Consider the following 21,312-nt stretch of genomic DNA (forward strand, 5'->3'; position numbering starts at 1 on the left):
CACACACATTAAAACTGTCTTTCGATAGAATATTAATGATTTATGAAACACCCTCTATTAAATTAGATAATACAAAGAGCAAAATGGAAAACATACAAGAACGCAACATAGAAAACGAACTGCAAACATCGTACCTCACCTATGCGATGAGCGTCAACACGAACCGCGCGATACCTGATGTTCGTGACGGTCTCAAGCCGAGTACTCGTCGGATCGTCTACGCGATGGGAGAGATAAATCTCACTGCAAACCGGCCTTATGATAAATGTGCTGCTGTTGTTGGCGAAGTGATGAAAAATTATCATCCACACGGTGATGGTCCTATCTACGGTACGCTTGTTGGTTTAGCGCAGCCGTTTAATATACGTTATCCATTGGTAGATGGACAAGGGAACTTTGGAAGTATTGACGACGACCCACCGGGGGCGATGCGTTACACGGAATGCCGTCTTACTGTTATTGCAGGTGAGATGCTCACGGACATTGATAAGCAAGTCGTTGACTTCCAACCCAACTACAAGGACTCTCTTGAAGAACCAACTGTTCTTCCTGGACTCTTACCCAACTTGCTTGTCAACGGCACCACGGGCATTGGTGTAGGTTATCTTACGCGCATACCGCCACACAACCTCAGCGAGGTTGTTGATGCCCTACTTTGCAAGCTCACAGACCCTGATGCTGATGTAGAAACACTCATGGAACACATCGTTGGTCCAGACTTTCCTACTGCTGGCGTTATCGTTGGCACCAATGGTATCAGGCAAATGTATACTACCGGTAGAGGCAGTGTCACCATCCGAGCCAAGGCTGTTATAGAAAGAGTTTCCATTCGTGGAGCAGAACGGGAGCAGATAATCATAACAGAAATTCCGTATCAAATAAAAAAGAATCAGCTGTTGGAGCGGATGTATCAATTAGTTGTCAACAAAACCATTGATGGAATCCAGGATATCCGAGATGAATCAGACACAGAGATCCGCATTGTTATCGTCCTCAAACGCGGCGAAATTGCACAAGTTATCCTGAATCAGTTGTATAAACACACGCAGATGCAGACAAACTTCAGCGCGAGTCTTCTCTGTCTTGTAGAAGGGCTTCCAAAGATTCTGACGCTTGAAGAGATCCTCAGGCACTACCTTGCACATCGGAGGGATGTCGTCCGGCGGCGTACACAATTTGAACTTGCACGTGCAGAACGTAGAAATCACATCTTAGAAGGGTATCTCTTAGCACTGCAAAACCTTGAGGCAATCATAGAACTCGTTCAAACAGCAGAATCACCGCAAACAGCAGAGCAGGAATTGCGAGACACCTATCAGCTGAGCGAAGATCAGGCAAGAGAAATACTTACGATGACACTTCGGCAGTTGACAGGACTCGAGCGGCAGCGCCTTCATGATGAATATACGGAGCTTCTTGATCATATCGCGGAGTTTCGCGCTATCCTTGCCAACGAGGCATTGGTAACGGATATCATCCGAACAGAACTCGAAACCCTGAAAGAAAAATACGGGGACGAACGCTGCACAGAAATTACGAATGAAGTTAAGGAATTTGAAATCGAAGATCTCATTGCCGATGAAGAAATGGTAGTCACGCTGTCCCACGCTGGTTATATTAAACGGTTACCCATGGACACTTACCGCAAACAGCACCGCGGCGGTGTTGGAATCAGAGGGGCTGCGGCAAAGGATGGTGATTTTTTAGAACATATTTTTGTTGCTACTGCTCATCAGAACATTCTGTTTTTCACAGATTGGGGCAAGTGTTACACACTGAAAGTCCATCAAATTGCAGAAGCCAGCCGTCAATCAGCCGGACGGGCAGTTGTCAACTTGCTTCGCTTATCGCAGGACGAGAACATCACGGCTTACGTTCCGGTCTCTTCCAAAGCCGCTAATGAAAAAATTGAAGCGACTGATACCAATGAAATCACGATAGATGAACTTGAGACGGCTGATGCCGATGGAATAGCGGAAACAGACGATATTGGCGAAGTTACGACGAATGAATTTGTTTTTATGGCGACACAACAAGGGATTGTCAAGAAAACAAAACTTGCCAGTTTTGAGAACACAATATCAAGTGGCATCATCGCTGTCAACCTTAATGATGGTGATAAACTCATTGGCGCACAAGTAACAAACGGGAATTCTGATATCATCCTTGTCACCCACAAAGGTGTTGCTATTCGGTTCAGTGAAAAAGATGTTAGACCTCTCGGACGCAATACGCGCGGCGTGCGCGGGATAGAACTTGGTGCCGATGACTTCGTCGCGCAAATGGTTATTGTTAATGGCGAACCGGGCGGAGAGGAAACGGAGGACGTAGTAGGGGCGAGGTCACCTCACCCCTACACCGGAGAAGACGATACCTTGTTGATTGTTACAGAAAATGGGTATGGCAAACGAACAGCTGTCTCCGCTTACCGTTCACAAAAACGCGGGGGAAAGGGTATCATTGCCATCGGGAAATCTAAGCGAAACGGGGCAGTCGTCGCTGCAAAGCGCGTCGCAGATATTGATGAGCTCGTTCTTATTAGTTCAAGCGGATATGTCACCCGGACCGCAGTCGGGGACATTCGGCGTATCGGACGAAACACACAAGGTGTACGGATTATGGCACTTCAAGCAGACGAGACGCTTGTTGATGCAGCCAAAATTGAGCTTTCATCCACTCTTCTCGCGGAAGAATTAGACTTCCAAGAATAGTTATTCCTCGCGCGATGCTTGGGACTAACCGATAACTTTAATAGAAACCGGTTTTGAACCACGGACAAAACCGATTAGAAGGTCCATAGTAAAAAAATGAGATACCTTAATGCACTCACGATCCTTATTTTAATCGTAGCATCTTTCTCGCTACAGCCTAATTTGCAAGCCCAAACCGAAGGTGAAACCCCTGAATTGGTAATACTCCCTGATGCAGATGCAGGACTGAATGCTGATATGATCCGCGCATCAGAACTCTACGCGGACCTAATGTGGGCAGTTTATTGCAGAACGAATGGCTATAACATCCCAAAAAGCAAAATCGCCTACGATGTATTAATCGATAGTTTGGAATCTGACAAGGACCTCGCTAGGCTCACAGAGAATAAACTCTTATCTGAACGTGATTTAAGTTTCATTTATACAGAGCGTGCCTCACTCCGATATTCCAGGTTGCAGGACTTCACAGGTGCTGAAGAAGATATCGAAACAGCCATCAGATTGAACCCTGAAAATGTAACAGCAATATGGATTCTTGCCCAAATAGTGACAATCCGATTCGATTACATGGAACGAAACGGAAACAAGGAGGTAACTGACATATTACAAGAGAAAATGTTCGCTACCTTAAAACGTGTGGTTGAATTGGATACCGATCACGAAGATGCATATCGCGTCCTTGGCAGCATGGCACGCAAAATCGGCGATATTGAACTTGCAATTACGTCTTTCAAGGCACTTACGCGTATTGTGTCTCATGAGTCCCAATACCATAAGGAACTCGCTGAACTCTATGAGATACAGAACCGATTTGCCGAAGCTGTACAGTCCTATGAAAGAGTCGTGACCATACGCCCCGAGCTGACACCCGAACTGACGGGGCTCCGAAACCATATTGGACAACTTTACCTTCAAACAGGCGATTATCCGGCAGCTATAAAGGCTTTTCGCTATATTTTAACGTCGTTTGAGGATTCCCAAGACAGTCTATCAGCAAAAACAGAAAGCGACAACACAAAGGTTCCTGCCACGTATAATATTGATGTCGCTGAAATTGACGCGCACCGCGGTATCGGCCTTGCATATCAGTTGCAGAATGACTTTGAGCAATCCGAATTTCATATCACGCGTGCGATTACTTTGATGGAAGAAAAGGTAAAACGGACTCGCAGCGGTTTCCGCGTGAGAAGTCGGGAACGCATCAGGTTGGCGAGAGATCTCCAAAACGCACGCTACGCGCTCGGACAGATTTATATCCAGCACAACGTCCCTCAGAAAGCTATAGAAACCCTCGCCAAGATTCTGGCTGATGATGACGAAAATGTCTCCGCACTTTCCAGCATCGGAATAGCTTATCAAATGCAAGGCGACGTGAAGCGTGCAGAAATCCATCTACGTAGAGCGATTGAGTTGTCTTCCAAAGACGAATTACCGGATGCATATAACGCATTAGGATACCTCTACGCGGAACAGGGAATCAAGTTGGATGAAGCAGAAACCTTGGTCCGCCGGGCACTTGAAAGCGCGCCGAAATCCGGAGCGTATCTTGATAGTTTGGGACTTATCTATCTCAAGCAGGGGAAACTGGATGCCGCTATAGAAAATTTGGAGCAAGCCATCCGTTATCTACCTGACACACCTGAGATTCTCTTGCATCTTGTTGAGGCTTACCTCGAAAAGGGATTGAAGCAGAAGGCGTTGCAGACTTTGGAGCAAGCCATCCAACTTGAACCAGATAACGCTGAACTTCTCCAAAAACTTGAGGCTGTTAAACCCCGATAATCTTTTTTTCGGAAACGGTGTGTGAAAATGTCGGTTTCAAATCTGCTTCGCGTGCCATATCTGTGCTCCTTATTCGTTCGTAGCACACTTATAAGTCTTTTGGTGATGCTGTTGCTTTTAGGGGGAACCTACAAAAGTTCAGCATACATCTGCGGTACACCGCATTTGTCAAGCCCAAAAGCGTCTTTTAGGACAGACACACCTCAGCAGCTTCTGCCACCCAGAAATCCGACGGCACCTGCCTTGCCTGCTGCACCTGCTTTGCCAATTGGCACAGAGCGAACTTTTTTTGCCCCTGACTTTAGAAGCATGCAACAGTACACTGTTTCCGCGGTACTACGTGGTGTCGGTAGTTTTTGCTATGTTTTTGTTGAAGAAGCTGAGTGGAACACACGGGTTACCCCCAGAACCGTACAGGCAATAATCCGTGCTTTTGACGCTGCCACGCCAGCAAACCCGCAACAAGGAATTTACGCAACGCTGACGAAGTTCTTTGGAGCACCACCGGATATCGATGGAAACGGGAGGATTATCTTACTTCTACTTAATATTCGGGATGCACACGGCGTAAACCAGTACACGGCAGGTTTTTTCAACCCGACGGACCAGAGCCGTGGTTTACTCAGGACTCCCGGATTCCGAGGGTTTCCGATTCGTAGTAACGAAGCGGATATGTTATATATTGATACACAACCTCTTGACCCAAATAGCGAAAGAGCGCATAATGTAATTGCACATGAATTCCAGCATCTCCTCAATTGGCAGCATGATGCAAGAGAAGCAACTTGGGTTGATGAGGGGTGTGCAACGTACGCCGCATTTCTTTGCGGTTATTCCGTGCGGGAACATATAACTGCGTTTGAGAAGATGCCTTCTGTTTCGCTCATAGCATGGCCGGAGGGTAATGCGAACTCGCTTCCGCACTACGGTGCTGCTTTTCTATGGATGCTCTATCTCCATGAGCAATATGGGGGCATAGGAACGGTTGTGGAAATTGTCCAGAATCGCGGCACATCGCTTACTGGTGTTTCGGATGCCCTCGCATCGCGGGGTATTACACAAACGTTCTCTGAGATATTTACGGCTTGGAAACTTGCTAACTATTTATCTGATTATCGTGCGATTTCGCTCTCTCTTGCACCTCGTCGCTGGCACCGTTCCTATCCGAGCGGTACGCAGCACGGGGAGCTCAGCAATTTTTCTGCGGCGTATATCGGCTTTGAAGATGCTGCAGGATTAACACTTGGATTCTCAAGTAGTTCTCCGGCGAGCAGTGCTGCTCATGCAATCGAATTTCACCGCACTGGTACTATCGACATTAATAAAATAGAGTTATCGGCGGGTAATGCCGGTTCTCTTGTTTTATCAAATACTGCTACAGAGGTTATTCTGGTTCCGAGTTTGCAAGCGGAGACCATTAACGCTCAAGTACAAAGCGCGACGTATCAGTATAGTGCAGCCCGCGGTGCACATATTACCTTTATTACGACTGCTCTTCCGAATCCGGTGCATCCGCGGTACTGGGATATCATCGCGAAACCGAATGAATCTCTCGTTGGGTTAGTGCCTACCGTGACGTTGATGCTGTTTGAGAACAACGTGGAACGCCTCTATAAGGAAGCACAGGCAATGTATCCAGTAATGCAAGATTCTCATGACAGTCGTCTCTATCGATTTTCATTCCTTCTTGAACCGGAGATAGCACCGGAATCTGTGGTATATCAGATTTCACTTGATTCGAGGCTCGCTGTTACAGGCTCGTTAACCGAATGATATTATAGACGCGCGGCAGGTGTTCTTCTTGTCGCGTTTAGGAGATCGTTCCTCCTTGTCTGAAAATTTCGTTTCATCAAATGGACATTTAAAAAGGGGAAAAGATGCAATCTACACTCTATGCAGGAACTATTGGACAAAGCGTCTGGCGCAGTACCGACAATGGAGACACGTGGAACAGGGCGAGCAATGGACTCTTCCCAGAAGCCGATGTTCGCGCGATAGCTGTGAGTCCAAGCAATTCGGATACTGTCTATGCAGGTACTGAGAAAGGTATTTTCCGAACAAACGATGCTGCTGATTCATGGCACCGTCTCACAAGCCCTATGGACGAGCTGGAAGTTTGGGCAATTGCTATTGACCCGCGATCATCGGACACGGTCTATGCAGGGACGTGTCCCTCTGCGCTTTTCAAATCTACTGATGGTGGCGATAGTTGGAAGCAACTCAACGCTGATTTGGCACAGGAATGTGAGGGGGTCCCGATTATTCCGCGTGTCACAACTTTTATTGTCGATCCCGAAGATTCACAAACGCTCTACGCTGGAATTGAAATCGATGGAATGCGCCTAAGTACAGACAGTGGTGAAACGTGGGTAGAACGCAGTGAAGGACTCAGCAGTCTGGATATTCACGGACTCTGTGTGGTGCCAGGTTCGCCCAAAACCATTATTGCTGCGACAAATAATGATGTCTGTGTAACTACAGATATGGGGCAGCAGTGGACACCATTGAACGTTAAAGCACATTATCCATGGCCCTACTGCCGTGCCGCATTCTTTCTTAATGGCGATGCGGGTCGCGTCTTTATCGGTGCGGGAAACGGTCCCCCAGGCGACCAAGGTGGAATTTTCTCAACGACCGATGCCGGTAAGACGTGGAGACGAGCTGACATTGGTAGAACAGCGAACAGCACAATCTGGACCTTCGCCCATAATCCAAAGGTTAACAACCTCCTTATTGCTTGTAGCGTAAGCGGACAGCTTTACCGCAGTACAGATACCGGCAATTCGTGGACGAAACTCACACACGAATTTGGGGAAGTTCGATCACTGGCTATCGGATAAATACTTGACTAATTTCTGTAATTTATGGTATGTTGTTAACAAAATGTGGGGCGAAGGATAGAAAGTTTCAAAGTGTGCTAAAGTTCAGAAATCTGTAAAGTTGAAAAGAGATGTGTTTTTAACAGAAACCTCTTGCAAACTTCGCAACTTGCAAACTTTCTCGGGTTATACAAAGGTGCGATCAAACAATCGCGCTTTACGATGAGACAGGTTTACAGACCTGATCGAAAGGAAACCTAAATTCTTTTGAGCCCAAGATATTGAATATGCTGACGAGATTTTTAAGTGGGCGCGATCATATCGGAAATCTCGCGAAATGCATAGTTACGGGTTATCGGTTTTTGGTTAAGATTTATGGCATCAGAGTCCTCTTTAACTCATAACTGGTAACTCGCAACTGATAGCCGGTAAACAGAAAGCTTAGTTTTCAAGTTACGCCCAAAATTATAGGAGGCACACTTCAGTGATACGTTTCTTTACAACCCTATTTATACCGCTTCTCTGCCTTGTAATGGTAGGCTGTATTGGTGGTGATGGTGAAGTTAACATTGACACACCACCCCCGATTAGTGACGCAAAGCGCGTTACAGTCGTTCCATTCTTCGCCGACGCGGGAGCAGAAGAAAATGTAATCAAGTTAGGTGGACGAATCAGCGTGAACCTTGCAACCCGCTTGGAGCTTATATTCAAGGAAGCAGAGTGGATCTATGACATCTCAACTAAGGTGAAACCCGTTGACGATAAACTTACAGAGTTGGGGCTAACCCGGGAACAGGTTTACGCAGATCCAGCTTTGGCAGCAAAACTCGGACAGGCACTCGAAGCAGATATGGTCATCATCGGGATGGTTGATAATCCAAAGTTGACTCGGCAGGACTATGACCAACATCTTATGAAACAGGGTCGGCAAGGCGGTATTTCCGGTACATCCACCTATATTCGTACCCGCCTAACTGCTATTGGTCGTGCTCGGGTCAAAGTCGTTGATGCCGGTTCTGGGGATATGCTTTTTAACAACCGTATCCGATCATATCTCAAGTACTGGTACGCCTACCAAACCCAGCAGAGTGAACAGATAATTTTTAAAAGCGATACAGATAGACTCGCCGATTTAGGGAAATATCTCTCGCTCAGGATTGCCTATAGCCTCTACCCAACCGGTTTGAGGTTGGAAACGGAAGAGCAGATTTTGCTTAAGCCGGATATCGTGTTAAAAGGGACAGGCGGTGTTGTTGAATTTAATTAGGACGTATGTGCCAGGTTCGTAACCAACAATGGGCGCGGTTAGAAACCGCGCCTATTCTATGAAGGCGAGAAATTCACGAAGAAATTCTCAAGTTGCTGGGTGTACATTTCACCATACTGCAAAAGTTCGCGCGAGGCATCGTACAGTTCTGACGGAGCGAGTTCTTGATAAGGATTCGTGATTTTTTCATAGTGGTCTAAAGCCCTCATGAAAAAATCTAATGTTTCTCGATCGATCGCGCTGTTTTGGTGTAAAGCACGGAAACTGTGGTGCTTTTGCTGTGGCGGTGTCTGCCCACTAAATTCGATGATAACGTTGTTTATATCCACAGCGCGTTGAATAATCATGAGGAAGCAGCTTTTCACATAAGAATGTGTAATCCTATCCCCCTGAACGTATTCTTCTTGATTCGCCGGTAGCCCGTGCCTCAATTGATCAAAGCACTCATTTATCGATTCCAATTTCGCTCTCACTGGATTGAACCGCCGATTCACAGATCTCTTCGGACTTTTGGTATTTCTTTTTCCCATTATGTTTTCCTCTTTCTCGTTAATTTTTGTTTTCTTAGGTGTTCTATTTTTTTAGACGTTGATAAATCTAAAAAGTTGTAGTTTTCTTCTTTTTACCCATCTCCAGTTTTTGTGTAATGGATCAAATGCCACTAATATTATTAAGTTAGCATCCCAGAAATTCCAAATGCGAAAGAGAATATTAGTCGTTGTTATCTTTGCTTTTGTTTGTTGTCTCGTGTTTTTGTTCTATTGGCGAGCAACGAAACGTCCAGCCTTGATACAGACACCACTCGTCTATGAACCCTCCGCTGCGCTCTCACCGCAAGACACGCTCATGTTGCTTGAACACTTCAACGCAGCGATTACTAAACGCGAGACGGAACTCAAAAGCGGGGTCATTGAGTTTACCCTCACGCTTAGTAAGATAAAAACTCCATTTTCCAAAAACCCTGTTTATGAAGAGAGGTTAGAATGGCACGTCACCTATCGATTTTCCGGTCAACAACGATTTTATCAGATTCAGGAACGCGTGAAGGTCAAACCAGGGTGGTTTCGGCGCGCGAAATGGAAGGAATCAAAGCGTTACAAATTTCAAGCGGATGACGGCGGCAAGAAAGGGTATGTTAACCGAGGAGATGGATGGCAGTGGACCTCCCATCACCCAATTACATTTAACAGTTACGGTAGTCCACTCCGCTGGAAATGGGACGCTAATTTGACTCGAATGACGCAAAGGTTCGGACCGATCGTTGACGCACAGAATATCATCGGCGAGGAGGCACCGGGTAACTATTTTAAATTTGAGGATTGGCGCGCTGATAGGATTGAAACAACTGAACTCTGGTCCAATCCACAAAAGGATTACCGCACGACAAAAGTTGTACAGCGGACAAGATACATTAACAAGGAATTGACGAATAAAACCTTAGTTTCTTCTGGGGAGCCGGTGACTGAGGGGTGGCTCTCTCCTCACATAAGTCAATTAAATTATACATGCCAATTGGCACAGTTTGAACCCGGTATTTGGTACCCCCAAACATCAACTGAGGTACGGGAGATGGTTGATGCCGAAAACTCACATTTTCTCATGGCGGAAAAGTTAACATTGCAGGTGCATAGTGCTGCCTTTAACATTCCAATCCCCGTAAAGGATTTGCTCTTGCAGCCTGATCGGTAACTGGACCGTACCATCTTTGATTCTATGTGCTAAAGGTTTCGTCTGCCTTTAAACTTGGTATAGCCTATCTAAATGTGTTAAAATTGAGAGCGTAGGATCTAACATTCAACAGTAAGAAAGCAGGGTAGAACAGTGAAAGCTATTGTTAGAACAGGCGATGGCGGACCAGAAGTCTTACAATTGGGCGACGCACCGTCACCAGAACCAACAGAAACCCAAGTCTTGGTGGATGTTCATGCCACCGCTTTAAATCGAGCCGATATGATTCAACGACGAGGCGGATATCCGCCGCCACCGGGTGAATCTGAGATACTGGGTTTAGAAATCGCTGGCACCGTTGCAAGGATGGGCAGTGCCGTGAAGGGGATGGCTGAAGGCAACCGCGTTTTCGGGCTCGTCGGTGGTGGCGGTTACGCCGAGCAAGCCGTCATTGATTACCGCATGGCGATGCCGATTCCTGACGACTGGACTTTTGAACAAGCCGCCGCGGTGCCTGAAGTATTCTTTACTGCCAACGAAAATATCTTTACTTTAGGCAAATTGTCGGCTGGTGAAACAATTTTGATCCATGCAGGTGGTAGTGGTGTTGGCAGTGCCGGAGTCCAAATCTCGCATCATGCTGGTGCGACTGTCTTTGTCACTGCAGGAACATCCGAGAAAATAGATAATTGCAAGGCACTCGGTGCAGCAGAGGGTATTAACTATAAAGAAAAGGACTTCGTTCCTGAAATTGGACGTTTGACAGATGAACGAGGCGTAGATGTGGTTTTAGACTTTATCGGAGCTCCCTATTTTGAGCGGAACCTCTCTATACTTAAAACAAAGGGTAGACTCTTGCAAGTCGGGTTAATCGGTGGCACAACCACAGAAATTAACCTTAGCACAGTGATGCGCAATCGTCTCCAAATTATAGGTTCGGTTATGCGTCCACAATCCATTGATGAAAAGATCGCTATCACACAGCGTTTTATGGAGCGGTGGTTACCTGAGTTAACGCGCGGTACGCTTCAGCCGGTTATCGACACTGTTTTCCCATTAGCACAAGCACAGCAGGCACATGAATATATGGAAGCCAATCTCAACTTTGGTAAAATTTTGTTGAAGGTGAGGTAGAAAAAAATGAAGGAGCTGCACCTTACAAAACACTAATAGTTATCAGTTGTCGGTTAAGAGGGCGATTTGATACAACCAAGTTTCTCTTTAACTGAAAACCGAAGGCTGAAGACTCTTAACAAGGCAATTAATTATTTTTAAAAGAGACAGGAGCAAACACAAACCGGTGCGTATCCGATTCAGGCTTGGTATTACACTAAGCATTCAAATTCTCATCTTTTTAGTATGTATAAGCAGTGCTTCCGCTGAGATTACCCAAGTTACATCAACCGATGGAATTACTCTTCAGCTCACCCTACCGGAACTGGTTACATCCGATATCGTTCGAGACAATGTCCGTTATCAAGAGGTGCGTTACGCTGACTGTAATTTCACCAATGAGCCGGGGAATCCCAAAGTTCCAGTCACACGCGTCATGCTGGGTATACCTGCGACAGCTACGATTGAGGCAGTTAATGTTTCTGCTGCACCTGTGGAGACACGCAGCAATGTGCGTCTCAGCCCTGTCTCAATTTTCGACATCGATGAACGTGATTCACAGCACTCAGCATCGCAGCGTTGGGTGGAAAGTGGAAGCGTGTATCGGTCGAAAGGGAGCGCCTCTTTTCGGGCGAATTCTTCGTATCCCGGACACCCCCTTGCCCGAGTTGTCCGAGAGGGTTATATCCGCAGTCAACGCGTCATCGCTTTGACATTGTACCCTGTCCAATATATCCCAAGTGCCCGCCGTTTGCAGGTCTATTCACGCCTCACCGTGAACATCCGTTTTTCTTACGGCAAGAATAGCCGTCAGCCGTCAGCCGTCAGTCGTCAGCAAGAAAACGTTCATTTACCAGAAACCTCTTTACTGACTGCTGATAGCCGAAAGCCGATAGCCATTCCCGCCGAATCTGAAGCGTTTGAGCGTGCATTTTCACATCAACTCCTTAATGCCGAACAAGCCGCTCGTTTCCGCGCCCCCCGACCCCTAATACCTGCAGCACCGACACTCGTTCCGAACGGCGGGAGTGAAACACGCTATAAGATATCTGTCGAGGAGACAGGAGTCTACGCCGTAACGGCGGCATCGCTACAACGCGACTGGGGGATAGAACTCATCGGGATTGACCCTGCGAGGCTTCGACTCACGCAGGGAAACAGAGATATTCCAGTTTACATCAGTGGCGCGGCGGATGGCAGTTTTGACGCAACGGATGCTATCTTTTTCCTTGGGCATAAACCCGGAAATCGATATAGTCGTTGGAATATCTATTGGCTCACAGTGGATAATAGTGGACGTATTCCGGCTCGGATACCGCAAGTTACCGCCAATCCCACGGACCAGACAGCAACACAAGTGCCTACCTTCCGCTCTAAGGTGACTTTTGAGGAGGATTACCTAACGAGTAACCTTGAATTTGTCCATACTGAGACTGTTTCACCCGGCGATAAACACGGTTGGTTTGACGCACTGGACTTCTGGTACTGGGACGGTATCAAAAATGGCGGTGATTCTGCCGAGATGCGTCTTGAGTTTCCGCTTTACGATGTCGCGAAAAGTTTCGATCCGCCACGCATTTCCGTTGACTTGCAGGGTGGGACACCGGTATCACATGAAATTTTGGTTTCTATTAACGGGGTCCGAATCCAATTCGCTAAATGGGAACAGCAGGATACGCTCACTGTTGAACGCACCTTGCGTACTTGGGATACACTCAAGGACGACAGGAACGGCGAACAGAACGTCCTATCCTTCGCTCGCGTTGATGATAATGTTGACGATGATACCACCCGATATCCGTATCATGTCTATCTCAATCGTTTTTATGTCGAGTATACCCGTCTTTTCCGTGCGGTTGCAAATGAGTTGTGGTTCATATCGCCGGAACCGGAAACTGATTCTCGAACCCGTCTCCCCGGTGCGCGTAAACTTCAGTACAAAGTTGAGGCGTTCCGTGATCCGAGCGTACATATCTTTGAGACGGATGGAATACATCTTACAGCCCGGATGCAAGGCGTTCACATAGAGTCAAATACAACACATACGGGTTCGTATAACGCGCTTTTTCAGGTGCTTGATACTCGAAGGACGCAATTTATTGCTGTTTCCAGCACTGCTCTGCGTCAACCGACACGCGTTGATATCGTCGCACCTACGGACTTAGCGACTGCGGTACACGGTGCTGATTATCTGATTGTGACACACTCCAATTTCTTGTCTGCCGCACAGAGATTAGCGGCGTGGCGCGCAACGCCTGGCGGTGGAGGATACCGCACAAAGGTCGTCACAACTGACGATATTTACAATACGTTTGGCGATGGGAGTGTCAGTCCGAAAGCACTTAAAGCGTTTCTAAAGCACGCCTATCAATCTTGGGCACCGCCAGCACTGACTTATGTTGTCCTCTTTGGCGATGGCACCTTCGATTTTCGCGGTGTGGACACCGAAATCTATTCCGAGGCACCCGAACTTATTGGATATATCCCAACGCATTATATCCGAACCGACTCTTTTGGTCGTACCGCTGCTGACCACTGGTACGCGACCGTCTCGGGACACGATGAATTCACCGATTTCTATATTGGTAGACTCAGCGTCGAAAACCTTAACCAAGCCGATGCGATTGTTGATAAGATTGTGGCTTATGAGCAGGCACCACCCAATGGAGACTGGCGGAGAAGGATTATCTCTGTCGCTGACGACGAGGTCAGCAACTCTGGCGATTTTATCTTCAAGAAAAGTCTTGATGAAATTGCGAAAGATCACACCCGCTTAGGCTATGAAACCGTTGAGGTTTTCCTTGAAGATGTTATTGATCAGGTTGAGGCACACCCAGCGGATTATCCAGACCTCTTGCCACAACGCGTTGCAAAAGATAGGATCATTGAAGCACTTGGAGAGGGCGCCGTGCTCGCGCAATATGCTGGACATGGCGGGAGAATCGTCTGGGCACACGAAGCAATCTTTGATAACGCCTCTGTTGATCAGGTTGAAGAAACCGCCAAGATTCCTTTCATGTTAGTTCTCAGTTGTTATAATGGCTATTTTGATAAACCCGGTGAACCCAGTATGGCAGAGAAGTTACTGCGGAAAGAGCGGGGTGGTATCATCGGTATGTTGAGCGCGACGCGTCTTACTTATGGCAGAGGAAACGATGCCCTCAACCGAATCATCTTTGACATGCTTTTTAAACGCAACATCCGACAACTGGGTCCCTTGAGTTTTGATTCAAAAGTTGAACTGCTGATGACAGAGGGTACGAGTCAGATTGATGTCATGATGGAATATACGCTTTTTGGTGATCCTGCCCTACAGATTGCTATTGCCAACGGTGAAATTCGGCCCACTATTGAGACGAAAACAGTCGCGCCGGGTGATACTCTCCGAGTCGCAGCAGGGCATATTCAAACGGCTACTTACGATGCGGCAACCCGCACAAAACGCTTTACGACAGACTCTGCTTTTAATGGGACACTCACCGTTAAAGCCCTGTTCCCCGGGAAAACAGCGATTGCCCAAGGTGTTGCGGGCCCCGTCAGATACTACACTGGAGACGTGGTTCTGACAAAGACGCTAACTGTAAACCGAGGTGCTTATCCTGCAGTGACTTTCACTGTCCCACGGAACATTGCGAGCGGTGATGCTCACGTCGAATACTATGCGCAAAGCGACGCGACTGTCGCTGTCGGTGGTGATGGATTTACCGTCAACATCCCAAAAATTCTTAACATTCAACCTGAAGTGGTCAGTGAGGGCAAGTTTCGTATCTCTATCCAGATTTCCGATGAAAAAGAGGAACTGGCACAAGTGCTCTTGGATTGGCGTAATCCACAGAGTCGCGAATGGGAGAAGGTATCTCTCGTCCCCGCAGCCCCACCCTTGGCAAAGGATGGATGGTGGACGGTGCCTGAGCCGTTAAACGCCCCTACAGACGGTTCTGCCATCCGATATGACTTTAAGGTAACGGATATAGATGGGAATACGGTTGAAACTGGAAGACTCCAGTATTATCCTTATGTATACCCCAATCTTTTGGTTGTGGAGGCTGAGAGAGAGAGTAGGATTAGTTACGGCTATAACACCCAAACGAAACAGTGGTACCTCTCGGCGGATGTGCAGGTAGAAGGTGGTGATGGTGATATACAAACGCCCATTGAAGTGGCATTTTTTAGTGGTAATCCGGATGTTGACAATGATACGCTTGTTGATGACGATGTTGACCTGCTTGGGACTGCCCGGATTCAACCCAAAGACTGGATACAACGCAACCCGTTAGTGAACTCCGAAAGCGCGAAGAAACACCCCAGCAAAAACACTACAGGAAAAAGTGTTTATGAACCGGATCCTTTGAATACACTGCCGATCGCGACTGCTACTTTAAATCTGAAGAATCAATTGCCCTCCGGCACGCACGACATATTTGTCTATATCGATGTGACAAATACTGAAACGGATCAACCGGGCAAAGTACTCGAAAATGACGAGGAAGACAATATCGCTTACCGACGGCTTTCTGTTGACATGGGGGTGATCGGAAAAGAGGCTTCCTCAAGCCAAATTGTTAGTTTGGATCGAAACTGCCTTGTTACTGCACCTCCTGGAGCACTTCAAGGAACAACAGTATTGGCTATTCGTCCCTTGGACGAACAGGGATTTATCAATGTAGGGACTGGATTATCTATCCCCTACGCGAAAACCTCTGCCAAAAGCCCCCTTGCGGGGATGTCCAAGCGCGCACCGTTCCCTGGCGTTTCCGTTCACGGCTATGAACTCGTTGTTGACGCACAAACAGAATCTGAAATTAAACTAACCTCTCCAGTGGCGATTGACTTGAGCTTCGACCTCCGTACCCTTAGTGCTCAGCTCGCGCAAGAACTGCTGGGAGGTGTTGACTCTGAAGTGGTACCCTTGGGAGAAGGAACTGATAGATTAGGTGTTGCGGACACGATTAACACTGCTGTCGTATCCCATGCCCGTGAATTAGGCATCTATATGTTTAGTCCAACACTCGGAAATTGGACAAGACTTCCCTCTCAGCAACTCGCTGATGCCACGGGCACGTTACAGCAACGCATGCATGTGACAAATATAAGTGAAAAGAATATTGGGCAAAGCGAACTTCGCGAGGTAGATATCCAACCTGAAGGGACACGGACCGGCAAGTATGTGCTCTTTTTCACGGGTCCGCAAACGTATCGGCTTTTCCTTGCCCCTTCGGCGGAGGGTCCACAGGCACTTGATCCGTTGGAAGTTATCGCACCAATGGAACAACTCGCTAACTTCAGCACAAACTTCCGAAACTTTAGGCATGGATTCACCCTGAACGTGGAACTTGATTTTGACCTACCCTTCACTTTTGGTGATGTCTTAACGTTCAATATAACCTCCCTTGTGCAACCTGCTACGGATGTCGAAGCCGACATCGGCACACCGCAGCAAGAACTCCGTTGGTACGCATCTGGATTTAGAGATAGGAACCAAGGCACGGGAACCCTCAGTTACGTTGAACTACCACCAGATACTACTATGCCTGAAGATCGATGGGTCATCTTTTTCCTTAATAGCACTGAGTTTCAGGTTGAGGGTGAAAGAACCGGTGTTTTACGTTCCCAAGCCGATGGAAATCCATTCCGAGGAACAGTTGGAAAGTTGTTTTCATATCAACCTTACGGTTTACGTTTTCAAATCACACATGGTGATCGTCCCTTTGCTCCCGGTGACAGATTTCGATTTGAAACTCGACCCGTTGGGACCATTCGGGCAACGACAGATCGCCTGGGACCGATTACGCTGTTGCATACTGACGATACCGTTCCACCGGATATGCAGTTGACTATCGGTAACCAGCAACATTTCGTTCCCGGAGATGCCACAGATGCAGAACCCCTCATCGGAGCAACATTAACCGACCCAAGTGGACTTGATTACCTCACCCGACCGCTGTTGTTGGAAATTGGGAGTGCATTCGGGGAGTATGAACGTATTGACCCAGAAGCGTATCAGGTGACACATCACCCCGGCTCGAATCAACTCGTGTTGACATATCCGTCTCCAGAACTTGAACCGCGGGAATATGAGGTCCGACTCACCGCGAGTGATGTCCATGGAAACACCGATACAAAACGCATCACATTTCGGGTTCACGATACCTTGCAGCTGCTCTCGTTTCTCAACTATCCAAATCCGTTTCCGCGTAAAACAACGCTCACCTGCGAATTGACCGCGCCTGCTGATTCGCTCGCTGTGAAAATCTATACGCTGAGCGGACGACTCATCCGCGAACTCTCGGTTCCAGCAACTCCGGGATTTCTTATGGTGGAGTGGGATGGTAGAGACGCTGATGGCGTTGAGGTTGCAAATGGCGTTTACTACGCAAAACTCCGAGTTAAGCGTGAAGGCGAAAAAGACATAACTGAAATACTCAAAATGATGAAACTCCGTTGATAGTTTCAACCTTAACCAACAACTCGTGCTTTAGCAAAAGTATCTGTAGACGAGTTGTTGGTTAAAACCAAAAACAATGAAACATAAATCAAAGTTTAAAAGTGTGCTGAAGTCCATAAAATGTGCTAAAGTTATTCAAAATCCTTTCCCTCACTTCGGGACTTTAGCACACTTTAGAGACACTTGCAAACTTTTTGTCGTATCTATAATTGCGTTCTGTGTGGTGATTATTCCATCTGTTGATGCGAGATACACTGCCGATTTCCTAACACTTGGGGTTGGAGCGCGTGCACTTGGTATGGGCGGGGCAGGCACTGCTTTAAGCGATAATGCTTACGCACCGTATTGGAATCCTGCTGGGTTGGGACAACTCACCCGATATGAAGTCAGTTTCATGCATTCTACACTCAATGAAGCCGATGCTTACGATTTTGTCAGTTATGTCCATCCACTCAAAAAGCGAGGCGCGATTGGTGTAAGTTGGCTCCGTGTCGGTGTTGACGACATTCCTATTACCAGCTTACCGGTCGTCAGTCGTCCTGTCGGGCCCGCGAACCGTCCAGAGGTCGTCGGCTCCTTTAACAATACCGACAACGCTTTTCTTTTTGCTTCTGGTTGGAGGCTTCCATCCCGTTACGGTATTGATTTACATCTTGGTGGCACACTCAAACTCCTCTATATGAGTGGATATCGAAGTACGAACGCTATCGGTGGCGGTGCAAATATCGGTTTCATTGGGATGACAAACCCTGAAAAACCACATCAACTGATGCTTGGATTGCAGGTGAGCGATGTCTTTACGACGAAGCTCTACTGGAACACACCGCCACCATCGGCGGATCTTACATCGCACACTGAAACGATACTACCACACCTCAAAATCGGTATCGCCACGGTACATACACTCCCTATTTTCCGAAGTATGCTCATCCTTGCCTTGGATACCTACATCCAAAATCGGATTGGTCTGGAGATTGAACCTGACGTTGAGAAATCGGAGGGGAGTCCTGTTGAGTTGCATGCGGGTGCTGAATGGACACTCTTTGATCTACTTTCTTTACGGATTGGACTCTCGGAACGGAGTGGGAGTCTTGAGAGTGTTCGCCAATTGACAGCGGGGGTTGGGTTGAATCTCCGATTCGTCACGGGTGCCGGGGCAGGATTAGACTATGCGTTCGCGAACCATCCAGCATTGGGCGGCAGTCATCGTATATCTCTCAGAATTAGATTTTAGTAGTTGTCGGTTATCGGTTATCAGTTGTCAGTTAATTCTTTGATGATTTTATCCCAATCCCACACGACAATCGTGCCGTCTGTCCCTGTGCTGACGAGGGTTTTGCCATCCGGCGAGAACATCAGTGTTTCGACTTGTCCCGTATGCCCCTTGAGTGTGGTAAGTTTATCTCCAGTTGCCAGATTCCACAACTCGATTTCGCTTGTTCTAAGTCCAGTAACAAGCACGGTGTTATCTGGTGAAAACACTAAGGATATGGCACCGTGGGGCACTTCTTTAAAATGGCTCTGTTCACGACCGCCCAACAAACGGATTTTTTTCTCACTTCCCACAGCAAGCAGGGTGCTATCTGAAGAAAATGCTAAGGCTGTGATAGGGTCTTGATACGTAGTCCGAAACCCACCGCCGGGTATCTTCTTTGCTGCTTCATCTAAATCTTGTCCTGCAAAGAACGGGGCTAATGGAACACCCGTTTCTGGATCCCACATCTGAACACTTCCTCCCATAGTTCCACTGACAATCTTTTTCCCATCCGGTGAGAATGCCAAAGCATTGATTGTAGGCATTTGATGGGGCATCAAGCGTTGTGGATGTTCCAAAGCACCGTTTCGGTTCGGATTCTGTGGCTTCTTTTGCGCACTGTTTTCGTCTAAAAGAGGTATATCGCGACTCTTCTTTGTCGCTATATCCCACAAGCGAATCCTACCCAAACTCCCGAAGGCGACTGTTTTTCCATTAGGTGAGAACGTCAGATTTGAGGGACCGCTTCTTTCTGCCAGAGTCGCTATTTCGCGCCCAGTGCTTACGTCAATCAAGCGAACCAAGGGATCTGGCTTCTGTGTAGCGAGTATATGCCCTAAATCAAAGCCTGAATCAAAAATCATACTGATTTTTGTCCCGACGCTGGCGAGTTTTGTTCCATCAGGCGAAAATGCTGAAGTCCTGAGCCAATCGCTATGCGCTGTCGTTTGATTTATAGGCCCTCGCGATGTCTTCAGATCCCACAAGGTAATTACCCCGTTAAACGCTACACTTACAAGCGTTGCACTGTCTTTAAAAAAGGCGATTGATTTCACCAATCCTGTGTGTCCGGTAATACGGATCGTTAGCGGATCTCGTGTTTTGGTGTTCCAGAGTTGAACTGTACCGTCTGTGCTCGCGCTTGCGAGCGTTTCTCCATCGGGTGAAAACGCCAGGGCGGTAATACTGTTGAGATGTCCAGTAAACGTCGCGATCGGTTCGCCCGTGTCGGTATTCCACAGCTGCACGGTCTTATCGGTGCCCCCGCTGGCAAGCATTTTCCCATCCGGTGAGAATGCTAATACGTGTACCCAATCTGTGTGTTTCTGGAGGATAGTCGGTTCCTTGCTGGCGAGGTCCCATAATCTGACAGTTGAATCGGCACCTCCACTGGCGAGTTTTGTGCCATCCGGCGAAAATGCTAATGCCAAAACATGATTTTTCTGCCCTCTTCGACGGGGTGAAGGACGAAGTGAAGGGTTGTCTAACGGCATAAACGACAAATGTATGTGTCCTTTAAGGCTGAATAGTTTTTTACCAGTCGTTGTGTCCCACAAATGAATCTTCCCATCCTTCTTTCCAACTGCAGCTTTGTCGTGTGTGAGCGCGTAGGATTCGGGAAGCTCTATCCTTCCAGGTTTATGTCCTTCAAAATCTCTCCTATCTACCTTTCCAGTCTCAATATTAAGCGTACTAATTCTGCCTCCCCCACTACCCAAGTTGACAAGCGTTTTGCCGTCTTCGGAGAATAGAAGTACTGAAGCAGGGTGCTTTGCATCAGCGAGCGGCACTTTGCGACCTGTCGCTGTTTCCCATAATTGAGCTTCCGATTGCCAAAACTTTCCGCCGCCGCTTGCGATGAATCGTCCATCAGGCGAAAATGCGAGGGATTGGCACACGCCCGGGAACAGAGATATTTCCTTTCCTGTTCTTACATCGTACACCCACACACCGATATCACTGCCGACAGCGAGTTTTGTTCCATCAGGCGAGAATTGTAGCGCGTTGATGCCGCCCTTTCCGAGCCGCGCTTTTGCCGCTTTGGGGAGTGCCCATTGTGTATAGTCTTTGAGGGTTTGGTCTGTTTGAGCTTCAGCAAGATGATTTCCAATACTTAGTATTAGAAAGATGGAGGTGACGGTTATCCAAAAAATGAACGGCTTACTGCTGGACGGTGCAATGAATTTGAGATGGAAAACCTGCCGGATAGCATTTTTTGTGAGATGTGAGGTAATAGTGTTCACGTATTTTTG

The 21,312-nt window shown here is 47.4% G+C and carries 11 protein-coding genes; 9 read left to right on the forward strand and 2 right to left on the reverse strand.

Annotated features, from left to right (window positions below; all coding sequences use genetic code 11):
- Positions 1 to 83: 83 nt before the first annotated feature.
- From OXH39_18430 to OXH39_18450, 5 genes are all read left to right on the forward strand, one after another.
- Entirely contained in the window at positions 84 to 2,711 is a 2,628-nt protein-coding gene (locus tag OXH39_18430) for a DNA gyrase subunit A (protein MCY3552443.1), read from the forward strand.
- Positions 2,712 to 2,807: 96 nt separating this feature from the next.
- Positions 2,808 to 4,493 (forward strand): tetratricopeptide repeat protein, encoded by a 1,686-nt coding sequence (locus OXH39_18435; protein MCY3552444.1) that lies wholly within the window; start codon positions 2,808 to 2,810, stop codon positions 4,491 to 4,493.
- Positions 4,494 to 4,514: 21 nt separating this feature from the next.
- On the forward strand, positions 4,515 to 6,266 hold the full coding sequence (locus tag OXH39_18440) for a hypothetical protein (GenBank protein MCY3552445.1): 1,752 nt from the start codon (positions 4,515 to 4,517) through the stop codon (positions 6,264 to 6,266).
- A 104-nt stretch (positions 6,267 to 6,370) separates the two neighbouring features.
- Positions 6,371 to 7,333 (forward strand): hypothetical protein, encoded by a 963-nt coding sequence (locus OXH39_18445; protein ID MCY3552446.1) that lies wholly within the window; start codon positions 6,371 to 6,373, stop codon positions 7,331 to 7,333.
- 463 nt (positions 7,334 to 7,796) lie between these two features.
- The gene (locus OXH39_18450) at positions 7,797 to 8,579 is read left to right on the forward strand and encodes a hypothetical protein (protein ID MCY3552447.1); all 783 of its coding nucleotides are present in this window, start codon (positions 7,797 to 7,799) and stop codon (positions 8,577 to 8,579) included.
- A 56-nt stretch (positions 8,580 to 8,635) separates the two neighbouring features.
- Here the strand turns inward: OXH39_18450 and OXH39_18455 are convergent, their stop codons facing one another.
- Entirely contained in the window at positions 8,636 to 9,109 is a 474-nt protein-coding gene (locus OXH39_18455) for a DUF86 domain-containing protein (GenBank protein MCY3552448.1), read from the reverse strand.
- 166 nt (positions 9,110 to 9,275) lie between these two features.
- Between OXH39_18455 and OXH39_18460 the strand changes: the two genes are divergently transcribed.
- From OXH39_18460 to OXH39_18475, 4 genes are all read left to right on the forward strand, one after another.
- Positions 9,276 to 10,268, forward strand: a complete 993-nt coding sequence (locus OXH39_18460) for a hypothetical protein (GenBank protein MCY3552449.1) — start codon at positions 9,276 to 9,278, stop codon at positions 10,266 to 10,268.
- A gap of 132 nt (positions 10,269 to 10,400) precedes the next feature.
- Positions 10,401 to 11,381 (forward strand): NAD(P)H-quinone oxidoreductase, encoded by a 981-nt coding sequence (locus OXH39_18465; GenBank protein MCY3552450.1) that lies wholly within the window; start codon positions 10,401 to 10,403, stop codon positions 11,379 to 11,381.
- A 166-nt stretch (positions 11,382 to 11,547) separates the two neighbouring features.
- Positions 11,548 to 17,805, forward strand: coding sequence for a C25 family cysteine peptidase (locus tag OXH39_18470; protein ID MCY3552451.1), 6,258 nt, complete (start codon positions 11,548 to 11,550; stop codon positions 17,803 to 17,805).
- A 76-nt stretch (positions 17,806 to 17,881) separates the two neighbouring features.
- Positions 17,882 to 19,039: a PorV/PorQ family protein gene (locus tag OXH39_18475; protein ID MCY3552452.1), complete on the forward strand. Its 1,158-nt coding sequence runs from the start codon at positions 17,882 to 17,884 to the stop codon at positions 19,037 to 19,039.
- 20 nt (positions 19,040 to 19,059) lie between these two features.
- On the opposite strand, the gene OXH39_18480 is transcribed toward OXH39_18475, so the two are convergent.
- The gene (locus OXH39_18480; protein MCY3552453.1) at positions 19,060 to 21,303 is read right to left on the reverse strand and encodes a WD40 repeat domain-containing protein; all 2,244 of its coding nucleotides are present in this window, start codon (positions 21,301 to 21,303) and stop codon (positions 19,060 to 19,062) included.
- Positions 21,304 to 21,312: the final 9 nt, after the last annotated feature.

The sequence above is a fragment of the Candidatus Poribacteria bacterium genome (genome assembly GCA_026702755.1).
Lineage (GTDB): Bacteria > Poribacteria > WGA-4E > WGA-4E > WGA-3G > WGA-3G.